General features: G+C 73.1%; 15 protein-coding genes. 8 read left to right on the forward strand and 7 right to left on the reverse strand.

Annotated elements, in window-relative coordinates:
• Positions 1-105 precede the first annotated feature (105 nt).
• Together ACIBA9_RS07395 and ACIBA9_RS07400 are read right to left on the reverse strand one after the other, a co-directional pair.
• Complete coding sequence (locus ACIBA9_RS07395; RefSeq protein ID WP_399360526.1) at positions 106-1,074, reverse strand: UDP-glucuronic acid decarboxylase family protein; 969 nt, start codon at positions 1,072-1,074, stop codon at positions 106-108.
• A gap of 372 nt (positions 1,075-1,446) precedes the next feature.
• Entirely contained in the window at positions 1,447-1,797 is a 351-nt protein-coding gene (locus tag ACIBA9_RS07400) for a DUF3040 domain-containing protein (protein WP_399360528.1), read from the reverse strand.
• 396 nt (positions 1,798-2,193) lie between these two features.
• Here ACIBA9_RS07400 and ACIBA9_RS07405 point away from each other — a divergent pair, with 396 nt between their 5' ends.
• From ACIBA9_RS07405 to ACIBA9_RS07420, 4 genes are all read left to right on the forward strand, one after another.
• Entirely contained in the window at positions 2,194-2,820 is a 627-nt protein-coding gene (locus ACIBA9_RS07405; RefSeq protein WP_399360530.1) for a hypothetical protein, read from the forward strand.
• A gap of 238 nt (positions 2,821-3,058) precedes the next feature.
• Entirely contained in the window at positions 3,059-4,051 is a 993-nt protein-coding gene (gene dhaK, locus ACIBA9_RS07410) for a dihydroxyacetone kinase subunit DhaK (protein WP_399360532.1), read from the forward strand.
• 73 nt (positions 4,052-4,124) lie between these two features.
• On the forward strand, positions 4,125-4,733 hold the full coding sequence (dhaL, locus tag ACIBA9_RS07415; RefSeq protein WP_399360534.1) for a dihydroxyacetone kinase subunit DhaL: 609 nt from the start codon (positions 4,125-4,127) through the stop codon (positions 4,731-4,733).
• Positions 4,734-4,735: 2 nt separating this feature from the next.
• Positions 4,736-5,146, forward strand: coding sequence for a PTS fructose transporter subunit IIA (locus ACIBA9_RS07420; protein WP_362159185.1), 411 nt, complete (start codon positions 4,736-4,738; stop codon positions 5,144-5,146).
• Positions 5,147-5,150: 4 nt separating this feature from the next.
• Here the strand turns inward: ACIBA9_RS07420 and ACIBA9_RS07425 are convergent, their stop codons facing one another.
• The gene (locus tag ACIBA9_RS07425; RefSeq protein ID WP_399361248.1) at positions 5,151-5,855 is read right to left on the reverse strand and encodes a glycoside hydrolase family 75 protein; all 705 of its coding nucleotides are present in this window, start codon (positions 5,853-5,855) and stop codon (positions 5,151-5,153) included.
• 460 nt (positions 5,856-6,315) lie between these two features.
• On the opposite strand from ACIBA9_RS07425, the gene ACIBA9_RS07430 reads away from it, so the two are divergent.
• The gene (locus ACIBA9_RS07430) at positions 6,316-7,290 is read left to right on the forward strand and encodes a fibronectin type III domain-containing protein (RefSeq protein ID WP_399360536.1); all 975 of its coding nucleotides are present in this window, start codon (positions 6,316-6,318) and stop codon (positions 7,288-7,290) included.
• A gap of 181 nt (positions 7,291-7,471) precedes the next feature.
• Positions 7,472-8,020 (forward strand): hypothetical protein, encoded by a 549-nt coding sequence (locus tag ACIBA9_RS07435; RefSeq protein WP_399360538.1) that lies wholly within the window; start codon positions 7,472-7,474, stop codon positions 8,018-8,020.
• Positions 8,021-8,070: 50 nt separating this feature from the next.
• Here ACIBA9_RS07435 and ACIBA9_RS07440 read toward each other — a convergent pair whose 3' ends face one another.
• Positions 8,071-8,679 carry a PadR family transcriptional regulator gene (locus tag ACIBA9_RS07440; protein WP_399360540.1) on the reverse strand — a complete coding sequence of 203 codons (609 nt, stop codon included), beginning with the start codon at positions 8,677-8,679 and terminating at the stop codon, positions 8,071-8,073.
• 31 nt (positions 8,680-8,710) lie between these two features.
• A complete protein-coding gene (locus ACIBA9_RS07445) occupies positions 8,711-10,726 on the reverse strand; it encodes an FAD-dependent oxidoreductase (RefSeq protein ID WP_399360542.1) in 2,016 nt (671 codons plus the stop codon).
• A gap of 170 nt (positions 10,727-10,896) precedes the next feature.
• On the opposite strand from ACIBA9_RS07445, the gene ACIBA9_RS07450 reads away from it, so the two are divergent.
• Positions 10,897-11,310, forward strand: a complete 414-nt coding sequence (locus tag ACIBA9_RS07450) for a tautomerase family protein (RefSeq protein ID WP_399360544.1) — start codon at positions 10,897-10,899, stop codon at positions 11,308-11,310.
• A 29-nt stretch (positions 11,311-11,339) separates the two neighbouring features.
• On the opposite strand, the gene ACIBA9_RS07455 is transcribed toward ACIBA9_RS07450, so the two are convergent.
• Positions 11,340-11,711, reverse strand: a complete 372-nt coding sequence (locus ACIBA9_RS07455; protein WP_399360546.1) for a hypothetical protein — start codon at positions 11,709-11,711, stop codon at positions 11,340-11,342.
• Between the two features lie 95 nt (positions 11,712-11,806).
• A complete protein-coding gene (locus ACIBA9_RS07460) occupies positions 11,807-12,688 on the reverse strand; it encodes a hypothetical protein (protein WP_399360548.1) in 882 nt (293 codons plus the stop codon).
• Positions 12,689-13,022: 334 nt separating this feature from the next.
• On the opposite strand from ACIBA9_RS07460, the gene ACIBA9_RS07465 reads away from it, so the two are divergent.
• Positions 13,023-15,101, forward strand: a complete 2,079-nt coding sequence (locus ACIBA9_RS07465) for a SpoIIE family protein phosphatase (protein ID WP_399360550.1) — start codon at positions 13,023-13,025, stop codon at positions 15,099-15,101.
• Positions 15,102-15,108 lie beyond the last annotated feature (7 nt).

The following is a 15,108-nucleotide window of genomic DNA, read 5'->3' on the forward strand; positions in this document are numbered from 1 at the left end:
CAGGGGCAGGGGCGGGACCGCCGGAGTCCGGGTCCGTCTCGGCCGGGGCTCGTGGGCGGGGCGGGAGGCACGCCCGCGCGGTGCTGCCGGGCGGCCCCCGGGACCTCATGTGGGCCGGGTCGCGAAGTAGGCGATGGTCTTCTTCAGGCCCTCCTCCCAGGCGACCTGCGGTGACCAGCCGAGCAGTTCGCGGGCGAGGGTGGTGTCGGGGCGTCTGCGGCAGGGGTCGTCCACGGGCCGGTCGACGAACGCGATCGGCGAGCGGGAGCCGGTGAGGTCGACCACCCGGCGGGCCAGTTCGGCGACGGTGATCTCGTCGCTGCCGCCGATGTTCACGGGCCGTACGGACTTGCTGGCGGCCACCCGCAGGACACCGTCGACGGTGTCGTCCACGTAGCACAGGGAGCGGGTCTGGCTGCCGTCACCGGTGACGGTGAGCGGCTCGCCCGAAAGGGCCTGGCAGACGAAGGTGGGCACGGCGCGACCGTCGTGGGCGCGCATGCGGGGACCGTAGGTGTTGAACAGCCGCACGATGCCGGCGTCCGTCCCCCGGGTGCCGGCGTAGGCGGTGACGAGTGCCTCGGCGAACCGCTTGGACTCGTCGTACACGCTGCGCGGCCCAATGGGGTTCACGTTGCCCCAGTAACCCTCGTGCTGGGGGTGCACCAGGGGGTCGCCGTACACCTCGGAGGTGGAGGCGAGCAGCAGGCGCGCGCCGTCGCGTTCGGCGATCGCCAGGGCGTTGCGGGTGCCGAGGCTGCCGACGTCCAGGGTCTCCAGGGGCATGCGCAGATAGTCGGCCGGCGAGGCCGGACAGGCGAAGTGCAGGACCAGGTCGTACCGGCCCGGCAGGTGCGCGGGACAGTCGGGAGCGCAGACGTCGCATTCCACGAACCGGAAGCCGGGGCGGTCCTCCAGCTGTGCGACGTTCTCGCGGCGACCGCAGGCGAGGTTGTCGGCGCAGTCGACTTCGACGCCTGAATCCAGCAGCCGCTCACACAGATGGGAGCCGAGGAAGCCCGCGCCGCCGGTCACGAGGGCGCGCCGCCAGGAAAACGGTGTCTCACCAGTCATGGTGGCTCTTCCTTCGTCCACGTCGTCCTCGTCGTCCGCGCCCGCGGAAACGCGCCTCCATGGGGCGTTCGGCGCGTGCCGCGTCGGCGGACCGCTGTCTTCGGCCCGTCGGGGGGACCGTCGAGGGAGGAAAGGACAGGGGCCGGTTTCCCGCTGCTCCGCAGGACCGCCCTGGTCGGCCGCCGCTGTCTGGACGGCACTGGCAGCCGAGTTCCCCTGCCAGTTGAATTCATACGTTGCACGCTCATTGTCCGGAATGAGCGGCGTCGGCGCGACTTCAGCGGCCCCTTATCACGGCACGGAGGACTCCGCGCGCCGACGACGCCCCCGGCCCCGGCGGTTTCAGGGCCAGGACGGCCGGGCTGGGGAGGCTCAGAGCCAGGGGGTGACGGCCCCCGGGCCCGGCCTGGAGCGGTCGGTACGGTCGCGGGTCACCCGGCACAGCAGCCGGAACGCCTGGAAGAGGGTCAGCGGCCACAGCAGGGTGAAGCACCACGGCAGCGCGGGATCCGAGGTGTGCGCACCCATGACGGCGACGAACACCGAGGCGGCCACCAGCAACAGCACCGCCGTCGGCAGCCACACCCCGTGCCGGGCCTCGCCCATGCGGCGGGCGAACCGGCGGTCCTGCCGCAGACCCGCCTCGATCCGCAGCAGCGCCAGCCGTTCCGCCGGCGACAGCGGTACCTCGTCGCGCCTCCGCCCCATGTCCCAGTCGTCCACGGCCGTGGCACCTCCTCCGCCGGTCGGCGGCCCTCGTTTCCCCCGCGGCCGAGTTCCCCCGGCGGGCCGGCCGATGCGCTGCCGCACGCGCGCGAGGGGCGACGGCGACGAGCGATCGCCCTCATATCTGCCAGGCGCACGCCCGGGACCTCATCACCGCGTGTCACGCAACCGCGCGCCTCCGGTCCGCCTTCCCGAGTGGTTTGCCGACCGGTCCGGGCCGCGCGGCGATAGCGACGCGGCGAGCAGGGCATCAACCCCCCGAGCCCCGTGGAAGATCGCATTCCACTCAGCGGGCGAGCGACGTCCGGTCGGACCGGACTCGGCTTCGCCGCCGGGCCGTGCCTGTGGCGGGTCGCCTGATACGGCCGGCTGCCACCCCGGAAAGGAGCACCCATGCGCACCCGTTCGGCGCCACGACTGCGCGGCACGATGGTCGCCGCCGCCGTCCTCGGCCTGGGTGCAGCCTCCCTGGCGGCCGCGGAGACCTACGATCCCGTTTCGCCGGCACCCGCGGTCCGGGCCGCCGAGGCCGCCGACATCCCGGGTCAGGAGATCATCAACCGGTCCGACGGCTCCCGGCTGGGGATCTGGGACGACGGCACCTTGAACGGCAACTGGAGTGCCACGCACCGGAGCGCGGGCTACGAGCGGCGCAAGACCCTCACATGGCGATTCCTGGACCGGGGAGACGGCACTTGGCGGATCCGCAACGAGACCGCCGGCCAACTCTGCCTGGCGACCGAGAGCGCTCCGGCCGTCGGGGTACGGGTGATCCTCGGGAAGTGCGACGCCGACGACCCCGCGCAGTCGTGGCGGACGGTCCCCGAGCAGACCGACCTCCCCCGCGACGACCCGGGCGGCGCCGCGACCGGCTGGTGGAGCCTGCGGCCGGCCGACTCCACCGAGCTCGCCGCCGCGGTCGAGAGGATCGGTGCCGACTTCAGCGGCGTCTTCCTGTACCGGGCCACCAACAGCGTCGACCGCCTCTGGCATCAGACACGCCCCTGGCGCAGCTGGTAGGGCGGGGTGGGCCGGGTCCCCCACGCTGCCTCGCGCGGCCGCGTACTCGTGACGCTACGCACCGTGACGTCGTAGCGTCGCAGGTGACCTTCGCCGCCGCAAGGTCGATACTTCGAGTAGACGGGACGGGCGACCACTCCCCAGGGAGGGCCGTCTGCGCGTGACGGCCCGTCAGCGAAGTCGGCGGCCAATCGGCGACAGACCCCGAGTCCAGTGCGAGCCTCACAAGGAGACCCCCATGAGGATGCTGATCAACGTGCCGGAGACGGTCGTGGCGGACGCGCTGCGCGGCATGGCGGCCGCCTATCCCGATCTGACCGTGGACGTGGAGAACCGGGTGATCGTCCGCCGGGACGCGCCCGTGGCCGGGCAGGTCGGCCTGGTGTCGGGCGGCGGATCGGGGCACGAGCCGCTGCACGGCGGGTTCGTCGGACCCGGCATGCTGTCCGCGGCCTGTCCCGGGGAGGTGTTCACCTCGCCGGTACCGGACCAGATGGCGCGTGCCGCGGCCGCGGTGGACAGCGGTGCGGGGGTGCTGTTCGTCGTGAAGAACTACACCGGCGACGTACTGAACTTCGACATGGCGGCCGAGCTGGCCGAGGACGAGGGCATCCGGATCGGCAAGGTGCTCGTGAACGACGACGTCGCGGTCACCGACAGTCTCTTCACGGCCGGGCGGCGCGGCACCGGGGCGACGCTGTTCGTGGAGAAGATCGCGGGCGCCGCGGCGGCGGAGGGGCAGCCGCTGGAGCGGGTGGAGTCCGTGGGCCGCCAGGTGAACGACAGCTCGCGCAGCTTCGGTGTCGCGCTCAGCGCCTGTACGACACCGGCGAAGGGCAGCCCCACCTTCGATCTGCCGGACGGCGAGCTGGAGTTGGGCATCGGCATCCACGGGGAACCGGGCCGGGAGCGGCGCGCGATGATGACCTCCGGGGAGATCGCCGACTTCGCGGTGAACGCGATCCTGGAGGACATGCCCCCGCACGCTCCCGTGCTGGTGCTGGTCAACGGCATGGGCGCCACCCCGTTGCTGGAGCTGTTCGGCTTCAACGCCGAGGTGCAGCGGGTGCTCGGCGAACGCGGGGTGCCCGTGGCCCGCACCCTCGTCGGCAACTACGTCACCTCCCTGGACATGGCGGGCGCCTCGGTGACGCTGTGTCAGGTAGACGAGGAGCTGCTCCGGCTGTGGGACGCGCCGGTGAAGACCCCGGCGCTGCGCTGGGGCATGTGAGAGCGCGGGGCGGGCGACGCGACCGCCCTCCCCTTCACTACCCGTCAACAGCCGTACCACGCAAGGAGACGCAGTGCTCGACGCCGACTTCTTCCGCCGTTGGATGACGGTGGCCGCCGCGTCCATCGACCGCGAGGCGGACCGACTCACCGCCTTGGACGCGGCCATCGGGGACGCGGACCACGGCAGCAACCTCCAGCGCGGGTTCCGGGCCGTGGCGGCCGCCGTGGACAAGGACGCGCCGGATACCCCGGGCGGCGTCCTGACCCTGGCCGGACGGCAGTTGATCTCGACGGTCGGCGGCGCCTCCGGGCCGTTGTACGGCACCCTGCTGCGCCGGACCGGCAAGGCGCTCGGTGATGCCGCCGAGGTCGATCTGGAGCAGCTGGCCGAGGGGCTGCGGGCGGGTGTGGACGGGCTGATGACCCTCGGTGGGGCGGCGCCCGGTGACAAGACCATGCTGGACGCGCTGGTGCCGGCCGTGGAGGCACTGGGCAACGGTTTCGCCGCCGCTCGGGCCGCCGCCGAGGAGGGCGCGGTGGCCACCGTGCCGTTGCAGGCGCGCAAGGGACGGGCGAGCTATCTCGGCGAGCGCAGCATCGGCCACCAGGACCCCGGGGCGACCTCGTCGGCACTGCTGATCGCCGCGCTCGAGGAAGCGGCCGGGACGGCGGAGGGCTGACCGTGAGCGCACAGCGGGTGGTCGGGATCGTGCTGGTGTCGCACAGCGCCGAGGTCGCCGCCTCGGTGGCGGAGCTGGCGAAGGGGCTGGCGGGCGGGGCCGCGGCGGTGCCGGTCGCCGCCGCGGGCGGTACGGAGGGCGGCGGGCTCGGCACCAGCGCCGAGCTGATCTCCGCCGCGGCGGCCTCGGTCGACCGGGGCGCCGGGGTGGCGTTGCTGACGGACCTCGGCAGCGCCGTGCTGACCGTGAAGGCGCTGCTCGCCGAGGGCGACGAACTGCCGGACGCCTCGCGGCTGGTGGACGCCCCGTTCGTCGAGGGCGCGGTGGCGGCGGTCGTCACCGCGGCCGCGGGCGGTGACCTGGACGCGGTGGAGGCCGCGGCCGTGGAGGCCTACGGCTACCGGAAGGTGTGACGGCCTACTTGGCCGTCAGGAACCGCCTGGCCAGCCGCTCCCCCTGCGCGATCGCCGCGGCGTGGTCCTCGATGGACCGCGTCCGGGAGTTCCTGAACACGATGTAGGTGACCCCGGAGGCCGCCCCGCCGTAGCGCGGATCGGTCCGGATGCCGAGCCCCCGGGCAGTGGCGTAGGACGCCTCGCCGATGATGTCGCGCGGGCCGGTGTCGCCGACGACGGCGTACCGCACCCGTCCCCGGTAGACGATCGCGGCGACCGAGCCGCCCCGCACCCCGGACACCCAGGGCTTCCAGATGCGGCTGGGGCCGGGGACGACGATGTAGGGCAGGGTCTCGGCGTTCAGATGGCTGCCGTCGGACTGCTGGAAGGCGGTGGCGGCGGAGAACAGCGGGTCGGTGCGGCGGTTGCAGCGGGCGGTGGGGCGGCCGTCGCAGTCGATGTCGAGGTCGGCCTTCCAGTAGACGGCGTCCCGGGTGCCGCAGACGGGCACGCTCGCGGAGCCGTCCGCGTCGGTGCGATACCGGCCGCGGGAGATCTGGTGGCACCTGCCCAGCCGGGCCAGCAGGTCGGCGGCGGCGACACTGCCCTCGCCGCCGGCCGTGGGCCCCTGGACGGGCGGGACGACGGCGGCGGCCGGGGTGGGCACCGACCCCGGGGTGAGCAGGGCGACGCCGGCCACGGCCAGGGTCAGCGACGGGACACGCACACGCACGATGGGGGGACCCTCTCTTCGGGGACGCGGGGACACCCGGCCCACTGTGAAGCGGACCGGGGCACCAGACCACCGGGGCCGCACCGAAGGGGCCGGATGGAGCACGCTTCTGACACCCCATGAGGGGACGGGCGCGCGGCCCGGCGAGGTCGGGTGCCCGCCGGCGGCGGGGGACCCGGGGCGATGACCGTCCCCGATCCCCCGGCCGCCCAGGCCGGCGCGGTTCCGGCGACGACAGCGTGTCCGCGCCACCGGCCTGAACTCCCGTGTGGGTGCGGGAAGTTCGGCCATCGGGAGACACAGCATACGTACCGCCCCCGGACCGTCGCCGACACCCCCTGGATTCCGGGCACGGGGAGTCGCGCACGCCGCCCTCTTGATGCGTACCCGCCGTTCGGGTCATATTGGTCCGGACCTTTGCAGTGGTGCCGATGGAGTTCGGGGAGGCCGAGCCGTGCGACGTGTTCCCCTTCCGCTCGTGCCGCTGTGCGGCGCGCTGCTGCTCGTCGCATCCTGCGGCTGGAGCGGGGCCGCCGAAGGTGACGAGGGCCGGGCGCCCGGCGCCCCCACCGGCATCACCGCGACGGCGGGCAGCGCCACCAGCGTCCACGTGATGTGGAACGCGGTCACGGACGGTCCCGGCGTCCGCACCTACGAGGTATATCGGGGCACCACCAAGGTGAAGGAAGTACCGGGTTCGGAACACATGGTGGACGTCACCAGGCTCAGGCCGTCCACCATGTACGCCTTCACCGTGCGGGCCCGGGACGAGGACGGCCGTCTCGGCCCGCCGAGCCGGGCGATCCGGGCGCGGACGCCGGCCGCGGTGGCGGCGGACCGCTCGGCGCCGACCCGGCCGACGCGACCCGCCGGGCGCCCCGTCGGCGGTCGCGCCGTCCAGTTGAACTGGAGCGCCTCGCGGGACGACCGGGGCGTGGTGTCGTACGACGTCTACCAGGGTGGCGCGAAGATCCACAGCGTCGGCGGGAACCAGACGGCGACCGTGATCACCGGTCTGCGCCCCGGTACCGCCTACGTCTTCACGGTGCGGGCCCGGGACGCCGCCGACAACCTCTCCCCCGCGAGCGGCCCGGTCCGTCTGACCACGCCGGGCACCGACGACGGCCGGGGCACCGCGCCCACCTCCTTCACGGCCACGACCCACCGGTCCGGCGGCGCCTACTACATCGACCTGTCCTGGATGCCGCCGCGCACGGACGGGGTGGTGACCGAGTACCAGATCCGGCTCGACGGCACCGCGGCCACCTCGCTGGTGTGGGGCGGCACCCCGCCGGCCGGCCGGGCGCACTACGGCTTCTACACGGGCCGGGTCGCCGGCGAGGAGCACCGGGTGCGGCTGCGGGCCCGGCTGCCGGACGGGACGTGGGGCGGCTACTCGGTGGCACGGACCGTCACCACGGGCGACTGACGATCACGAGAGGTCGGCGTGTCGCCCTGCGCCGGACGGTGGATCGCGTCACCTGGCCGGGTGCCTCCTGCGTGCGGGACCGCCCGGGACCGCGTTTGCTGCGATGGAGGGCAGCACGGGCGTTTCCGACCCTCGGCGGCGCATGGGACGTACCGCCAACCGTGCCGCCGGAGGCCAGCCCATGCAGACATCGCGACCCATCATCCGAGCCGGCCTGACCCTGGCGGCCGCCGCTGCGCTGCCGGCCGTGCTCGCCGGGCCGACCGCCGCGGCCCCCGGCATCTCCGTCAGTACCACCGGCTCCTCGGTCTCGGTGGTCACCAGCGCCTGTACCCTGATCAACGGCAGCTGGGGCACCGCGGCCCTGCTCACCAGCGCTCAGGCGAACTTCTCCCAGGGCCGGCAGGTCGCCCTGACCGGAACGTCCGTCAGCCAGTCCGCGGCGTGGTCCGGGGTGAACCCGGGGACCTACACCGTCGCCGTCGTCTGCTCCAGCGGCAACACGGCGGGCAGCCAGTCGGTGATCGTCTCCGCCGTCTCCGCCACCACCCGCCCGACGATCTCGGCGACACACACGGCGGCGCCCTCCCGGGGCGTCAAGGGCGGCCTGGGCGGTGCCGTGCGCGACTACGGCCCGGTCACCCTGGGCGTCGGCGCGGCGCTGGTGGGCGCCGGTGTCGTCGCCACGGGCTGGGCCCTGCGCCGCCGCGCGAAGCCGTACCGGTTCTGAGGGCCGTAGGGGGCTCAGGTGCCTCAGAGGCTCCAGGGGCTTCAGGGGCTTCAGGGGCCACCCTCGCCGCGCCCCGCGTCACCATCGCCGCGCTCCCCGTCCGCGTCGCCGCCGCCTCGCCCCTCGGGCAGTTCGGCGAACTCCGTCAGAGCATGGGTGAGCCACTGGGTCCAGAAGGTCTCCAGGTCGATGCCCGCCCGCAGGACCAGATGGCGCAGCCGGTCCTGCGGGGTGTCCCGGTGCGCCGGGAAGTCACGCTTCTCGATCTCCTGGTACTCGGCCAACTGCCGCTCGTGCAGCTCCAGATGGCGCCGCAGGTCGGCCTCCAGGCCGGCGGTGCCGACCACGGCCGCCGCGCGCAGCCGCAGCAGCAGGACGTCCCGCTGCGGTTTGGGCTCCTGCGCGGCGGCGGTCCAGCGGGCCAGTTCGGCGCGGCCCGCCGGCAGGACCTCGTACCGCTTCTTCTGCCCGCGGGCCGGCTGCTCGGACGGCAGCGTGCGGATGGAGCCCTCGGCCTCCAGCCTGCCCAGCTCGCGGTAGATCTGCTGGTGTGTGGCGGACCAGAAGTAGCCGATCGACTTGTCGAACCGGCGCGTCAGCTCCAGCCCCGACGACGGCTTTTCCAGCAGGGCGGTGAGGATCGCGTGCGGGAGTGACATGGGCTCATCCTAGGGAGACGCGCCGCGGCCCCTACAGGACCGCCGCCAGCTCGGTGCCCTGCTTGATCGCCCGCTTGGCGTCCAGCTCGGCCGCGACGTCGGCGCCGCCGATCAGGTGTGCGCTGCGCCCGGCGGCGACCAGCTCCTCGTACAGGTCGCGGCGGGGCTCCTGGCCGGTGCAGAGCACCACGGTGTCGACCTCCAGGACGGTGCTCTCCTCGCCGACGGTGATGTGCAGGCCGGCGTCGTCGATGCGGTCGTAGCGCACGCCGGGGACCATGGTGACGCCGCGGTGTTTCAGCTCGGCGCGGTGGATCCAGCCGGTGGTCTTGCCGAGCCCGGCACCGACCTTGGTGGTCTTGCGCTGGAGCAGGTGGACGGTGCGCGGCGGGGCAGGCCGGTGCGGGGCGGCGAGGCCGCCCGGCGCCTGGTAGTCCATGTCGACGCCCCAGTGCCGGAAGTAGGTCCGCGGGTCCTCACTCGCCTTGTCGCCGCCGTCGGTGAGGTACTCGGCGACGTCGAAGCCGATGCCGCCGGCGCCGAGGACGGCGACGCGGTCGCCCACGGGGGCGCCGTCGCGCAGGACGTCGAGGTAGCCGAGGACGCTCGGGTGGTCGATCCCGGGGATGTCGGGGGTGCGGGGGGCGACGCCGGTGGCGACGACGACCTCGTCGTACTCCGTCAGGTCGCCGGAGTCCACCCGGGTGTCCAGGCGGACGTCGACACCGTGCCGGTCGAGCTGGTGGCGGAAGTAGCGCAGGGTCTCGTCGAACTCCTGCTTGCCGGGGACCTTGCGGGCGACGTTGAGCTGGCCGCCGATCTCGCTCGCGGCGTCGAACAGGGTGACGGCGTGGCCGCGCTCGGCGGCGGAGACCGCGCAGGCCAGCCCGGCCGGACCGGCGCCCACGACGGCGACGCTCTTGCGCAGCCGGGTCGGGGCGAGCACCAGTTCCGTCTCGTGGCAGGCGCGCGGGTTGACCAGGCAGGAGGTGATCTGTCCGCTGAAGGTGTGGTCGAGGCAGGCCTGGTTGCAGCCGATGCAGGTGTTGATGGCCTCCGGTGTGCCGGCGGCGGCCTTGGCGACGAAGTCGGGGTCGGCGAGCATCGGGCGGGCCATGGACACCATGTCCGCGTGCCCTTCGGCCAGCAACTCCTCCGCCAGCTCGGGGGTGTTGATGCGGTTGGTGGTGACCAGCGGGACGGACACCTCGCCCATGATCTTCTTGGTGACCCAGGTGTAGGCGCCGCGCGGCACGGAGGTGGCGATGGTGGGGATGCGGGCCTCGTGCCAGCCGATACCGGTGTTGATGATCGTCGCCCCGGCGGCCTCCACGGCCTTGGCGAGGGTGACGACCTGCGCGAGCGAGGAGCCGCCGGGCACCAGGTCCAGCATGGACAGCCGGTAGATGATGATGAAGTCCTCGCCCACGGCCTCGCGTACGCGCCGGACGATCTCCACGGGCAGGCGCATCCGGTTCTCGTACGAGCCGCCCCAGCGGTCCGTGCGCCGGTTGGTCTGGGCGGCGATGAACTCGTTGACGAGGTAGCCCTCGGAGCCCATGATCTCGACGCCGTCGTAGCCGGCCCGGCGCGCGAGGCGGGCCGCGCGGGCGTAGTCCCCGATGGTCCGCTCGATGTCCGCGTCCGTCATCTCCCGGGGCGGGAAGGGGCTGATGGGGGCCTGCAGCGGGCTCGGCGCCACCAGGTCCTTGTGGTAGGCGTACCGCCCGAAGTGCAGGAGCTGCATGGCGATCCGGCCGCCCTCGCGGTGCACGGCCTCCGTGATCGTCCGGTGGTCCTCGGCCTCCGCCTCCGTGGTGAGCTTGGCGCCGCCCTCGTAGGGCCGGCCCTCGTCGTTGGGCGCGATACCGCCGGTGACGATGAGTCCGACGCCGCCGCGCGCGCGGGCCGCGTAGAACGCCGCCATCCGCTCGAAGCCGCGCTCGGCCTCTTCCAGGCCGACGTGCATCGAGCCCATGAGGACGCGGTTGGGCAGCGTGGTGAACCCCAGGTCGAGCGGGGTCATCAGGTGGGGGTAGCGGCTCATCGGGCCCTCCGTGCGCGGTGTCGTCGCTTCATGTTCTAGAGGAAGCCCGACGCTTTATGCAACTTGTTGCACAAACCTGCGGGGTGACTCCGGCCACTGTGTACCTACTGGTATGTACAATTTGGATGCGCGCGCACCCCCATCGCCTTCCCGGAAGCAGAGGACGCCCCATGCCCTTCGTTCGCATCGACACGCTCGGCACCGACCCGGCGCGCCTCGACGCGCTCGGCCAGGCCGTCCAGGACGCCCTGGTGGAGACCCTGGGAGTGCCGCCCGAGGACCGGTTCCAGGTGCTGACCGGCCACGACGGTGTCACCAGCACCTTGCGCTACGGCGACTATCCCGGTGTGCGCCGGGACGACTCGCTCGTCTTCGTCGCGGTCACCATGCGTGCCGGACGCGACGCGGACGTGAAGCGGGCGATGTACCGGCGGATCGCCGAGACGGTGTACGAGCGCACGGGCACCGAGCCTCGCAACGTCTTCGTCACGATCATCGAGAACACGTCCGCCGACTGGTCGTTCGGCCACGGCCTGGCGCAGTACGCCCCGGCCGGCGGGGGGCCGGCCGGGGCGTCGGGCTGATCCGGCGGTGTGGTGTCAGCGGTGTGGTGTCAGCGGCTCTCCAGGAGCAGGTGCAGGTCCCTCTCCTGGTCACCGGAGGCCGCGCTGGTCTCCCGCACGCTGAACATCGAGTCCAGGGTGGTGCGGAACCGGTCGACGGCCCAGGGGCCGCCCTGGACGTCGGCCTGGACCGAGGCGTCCAGATGGACCGGCGGGCACCCCTCCTCGCGGGCGTCCGCGACGTCGTACGTGCCGAGCCAGACCATGGGACGACTCTCGTCGAGCTGCTGGGGCTCCTCCTCCGCGCCACGGTCGGTGGCGAAGCAGGACCTGAGCGCGTCGAAAACGAGACGGGCGTCCTCCTTCGATCCGCTGAGCTCCACCGTGACGGTCTCCGGATGCGACCGCTCCGTGCGTGCCATTGATCGCTCCTTTCCTGGCCGCGCTGCGGTGGAAAGGGGTACCCCGCCGAGCCGCGTCCATCCTCAGGAAAACATCACGGGCCGACGAGCACACCTCAGCCGCGGGTGAACTTGTACGTCTTGCTGTCGGTCAGCACGCAGAAGCCCGGCGACACCACGATGACCCGCAGGACGCCCGTGCGCCGGTCGTAGTCGACGCCCTCCGCCTCGAAGCTGCCCGAGCAGGAGCTGCGCAGCGGCAGCTGACGCAGGGCCGTGACGTGCCCGGAGACGTCCGCGGTGCCGTTGGGGGGCGCCGAGAGGTCGACCTGGAGCAGCGGCTTGGTGATGCCGAAGAGGCTGCCGTCCGGGTCGTCGGAGGAACACAGCAGGGTCGTGGGACCCGAGAAGTCACAGCCCTGGACGTCGCGGACGGCGTGGTCCAGCTGGACCGTCGAGGCCTGCGGGAGGTTCGCGGAGGGCGACGTGGCCCGATTGACGCCGGGCGTCGGGAAGACCAGCAGACGGGTCATCGTCCCCCACTCCCCCGAGAGCATCCACTGGCCGTCGGGCGTGACGGCGTCCCAGGAGTTGTTGAGGGCCTCGTCCGGGCCGAGTGCGTGGACGTACTCCGACCAGCCGCCGCCCGGCGCCTGCACGCGATACATCTTGGAGCTGCCGGAGTCGCGCTGGTAGGGCTCGATGTAGTAGCCGTCGTAGGAGGTGTCCGGGTCGCCGACGTGGTTCCAGCCGCGCGCGGAGTCGCCCAGCGGGACCGTGCCGATGCCGGTGTAGCGGTTGGGGCTGCCGGCCGGGACCTCCACCGAGGCCAGCCCCTGGCTCTCGGTCAGCGGATCCGCGCGGTCGGAACCCGCCTCGCTCCAGGTGTCGGCCGCCGAGGCGGGCGCGGGTGCGGCGAGGGACACGACTGCGGCGGTGGCGAGGGTGACCAGTCCGGCGAGGACGGTGTGGCAACGTTGCCGGGCGGACGCGGGCATGGCCGACTCCTGGGACGAGGGTGGGGGCACTCGGTCGGCGGACAGTCTGGCGTGGCGTGATGGTCATGTACAGACCAGAACAGCAACATGGGCGTGAACTCTCACGGTCCGCGGGACCGGCCTGTACGGTCTGCGCAGGCGCCCCCGCGGGACGCGCGCCGCCGGCGCGACGGCTTCGGCGGACGTCCGCCGCCGTGGTGAGAGATGGTGGAGGTAGACGGCGAGGGCGTCGGAGTGTCGGTGTGAGCGCGGTAGAACCATCCGAGCGCGGTAGAAGTAGGGAGTCGGCCCGGGGGACGGCGTGCCGGGCGAACGGTCGAAGGCGGTGCGTGGCATGAGTGCAGCCGAGGCTCCCGTGGCCGAGGGCGACGAGCCCGCGCGCGGGCCGGTGCGGCCGGGCGGCCTGCTCGACGTGCTGGGCGTGGCGTCGGTGGTGCTGGACACCCAGGGGCGGATCGTCCTGTGGAGCCCGCAGGCGGAGGAGCTGTTCGGTTACACCGCGCCGGAGGCCCTCGGCCAGTACGCCGCCCGGCTGATGGTGCACGAGCGGCACATCCAGCTGGTGGGCAAGCTCTTCGCCGACGTCATGCGCACCGGGCAGAGCTGGGCCGGCGGTTTCCCGGTCCGGCACAAGGACGGCAGCACCCGCCTGGTGGAGTTCCGCAACATGCGGCTGACGGACGACCGGGGCGATGTGTACGCGCTCGGGCTCGCCGCCGACCAGTCGACCGTACGGCGGCTCGAGCAGGACGTGGCCCTGTCCGAGCGGATGGTCCAGCAGTCCCCGATCGGATACGCCGTCCTGGACACGGAACTGCGGTTCGTCTCGGTCAACCCGGCCCTGGAGGAGATCAACGGCGTCCCGTCGGGCGACCATGTGGGCCGGACGCTGCACGAGGCGCTGCCGCTGGTGGACTCCGACGCGCTGGAGGGAGCCGCGCGGCGGGTGCTGGAGACGGGCGTACCGGTGATCGGCGCCACGTTCGTCGGCCGTACCGCCGCCCGGCCGGACGAGGAGCGGACCTGGTCGGACTCGCTGTACCGGCTCGAGGACGCCATGGGCAACGTGCTCGGGGTCGCGGTCTCGGTGGTCGACATCACCGAGGGGCACCGGGCCTCGATGGAGGCGGAGGCCGCCCGGCGCCGGCTCGCGGTCATCGCCGACGCCTCCGCCCGGATCGGTACGACGCTCGAACTGGAACGCACCGCCTGCGAGCTGGCCGACGTCGCCGTACCGGTACTGGCGGACGTGGCGGCCGTGGACCTGCTGGACGCGGTGGTGGAGGGCCGGCCCAGCACACTGGGCCCGTCGGAGTCCGCGCTCATCCGCGCGCTGGCCCTGCGCCCGGAGGACGGCACGGACGCGGTGCGGGCCGCCGACTCGCCCGGTCACATCGCCCGCTACGCGCCCGACCGCCTGGTCACCGAGTGCGTGCGCACCGGCGAGGCGGTGCTCGTGCGGCAGGTGAAGGACACGGACCTGGCGCGGATCGCCCGCTCGTCCGAGGCGGCCGCGCTGCTGGGCCGGGCGGGACTCCACTCCTATCTGGCGGTGCCGCTGATCGCGCGCGGCGAGGTCCTCGGGGCGCTCGACCTCAAGCGCACCGCCAATCCCGAGCCGTTCGACGAGGACGACGTGCTGCTGGCACGGGAACTCGCCGCCCGCGCGGCCGTGCAGATCGACAACGCCCGCTGGTACCAGAACGCCCGCAACACCGCCCTCACCCTCCAGCGCAGCCTCCTGCCCAGCGATCCCCCGGTCACGACGGGCCTCGAGGTGGCCTCCCGCTACCAGCCGGCCGGCGCCACCAGCGAGGTCGGCGGCGACTGGTTCGACGTGATCCCGCTGGAGGGCGGGAAGACCGCGCTCGTGGTGGGCGATGTGATGGGCAGCGGCATCAGCGCGGCCGCCACGATGGGGCGGCTGCGCACCGCCACCACCACCCTGGCCGCGCTCGACCTCGACCCGGCCCTGCTGCTGGAGCAACTCGACAAGACGACGTCGAGCCTGGACCACTCCATCGCGACCTGTGTCTACGCCGTCCACGACCCGGGTCTGCGGCAGTGCCGGATCGCGAACGCCGGCCACCTGCCACCGGCCCGGGTGCGGGCCGGCCACCCGCCGGAGCTGCTCGACCTGCCCACCGGGGTACCCCTGGGGGTGGGCGGGGTCGCCTTCACCACGGTCACCGTCGACTTCGAGCCCGGCGACGAGCTGGTGTTCTACACCGACGGTCTGGTGGAGACCCGCCGCCATTCGCTGGACGAGCGCCTGGACTTCCTGCTGTCCCTGCTCGACGACCCGGAGCGCCCGCTGGAGGAGACCTGTGACCTGCTCCTGCGGACGCTGCACCACCCCGACAACCATGACGACGTGGCGCTGCTCATCGCCCGGGCGCAGCAACTTCCCTGACGGTCAG

The sequence above is a fragment of the Streptomyces sp. NPDC051452 genome (assembly GCF_044454765.1).
Lineage (GTDB): Bacteria > Actinomycetota > Actinomycetes > Streptomycetales > Streptomycetaceae > Streptomyces.

Coding starts and splice junctions, on each gene's coding strand:
- ACIBA9_RS07435 (WP_399360538.1), top strand. CDS start 7,472: ATGCAGACATCGCGACCCATCATCCGAGCCGGCCTGACCCTGGCGGCC.
- ACIBA9_RS07445 (WP_399360542.1), bottom strand. CDS start 10,726: ATGAGCCGCTACCCCCACCTGATGACCCCGCTCGACCTGGGGTTCACC.
- ACIBA9_RS07440 (WP_399360540.1), bottom strand. CDS start 8,679: ATGTCACTCCCGCACGCGATCCTCACCGCCCTGCTGGAAAAGCCGTCG.
- ACIBA9_RS07465 (WP_399360550.1), top strand. CDS start 13,023: ATGAGTGCAGCCGAGGCTCCCGTGGCCGAGGGCGACGAGCCCGCGCGC.
- ACIBA9_RS07450 (WP_399360544.1), top strand. CDS start 10,897: ATGCCCTTCGTTCGCATCGACACGCTCGGCACCGACCCGGCGCGCCTC.
- ACIBA9_RS07405 (WP_399360530.1), top strand. CDS start 2,194: ATGCGCACCCGTTCGGCGCCACGACTGCGCGGCACGATGGTCGCCGCC.
- ACIBA9_RS07460 (WP_399360548.1), bottom strand. CDS start 12,688: ATGCCCGCGTCCGCCCGGCAACGTTGCCACACCGTCCTCGCCGGACTG.
- dhaK (WP_399360532.1), top strand. CDS start 3,059: ATGAGGATGCTGATCAACGTGCCGGAGACGGTCGTGGCGGACGCGCTG.
- ACIBA9_RS07395 (WP_399360526.1), bottom strand. CDS start 1,074: ATGACTGGTGAGACACCGTTTTCCTGGCGGCGCGCCCTCGTGACCGGC.
- ACIBA9_RS07455 (WP_399360546.1), bottom strand. CDS start 11,711: ATGGCACGCACGGAGCGGTCGCATCCGGAGACCGTCACGGTGGAGCTC.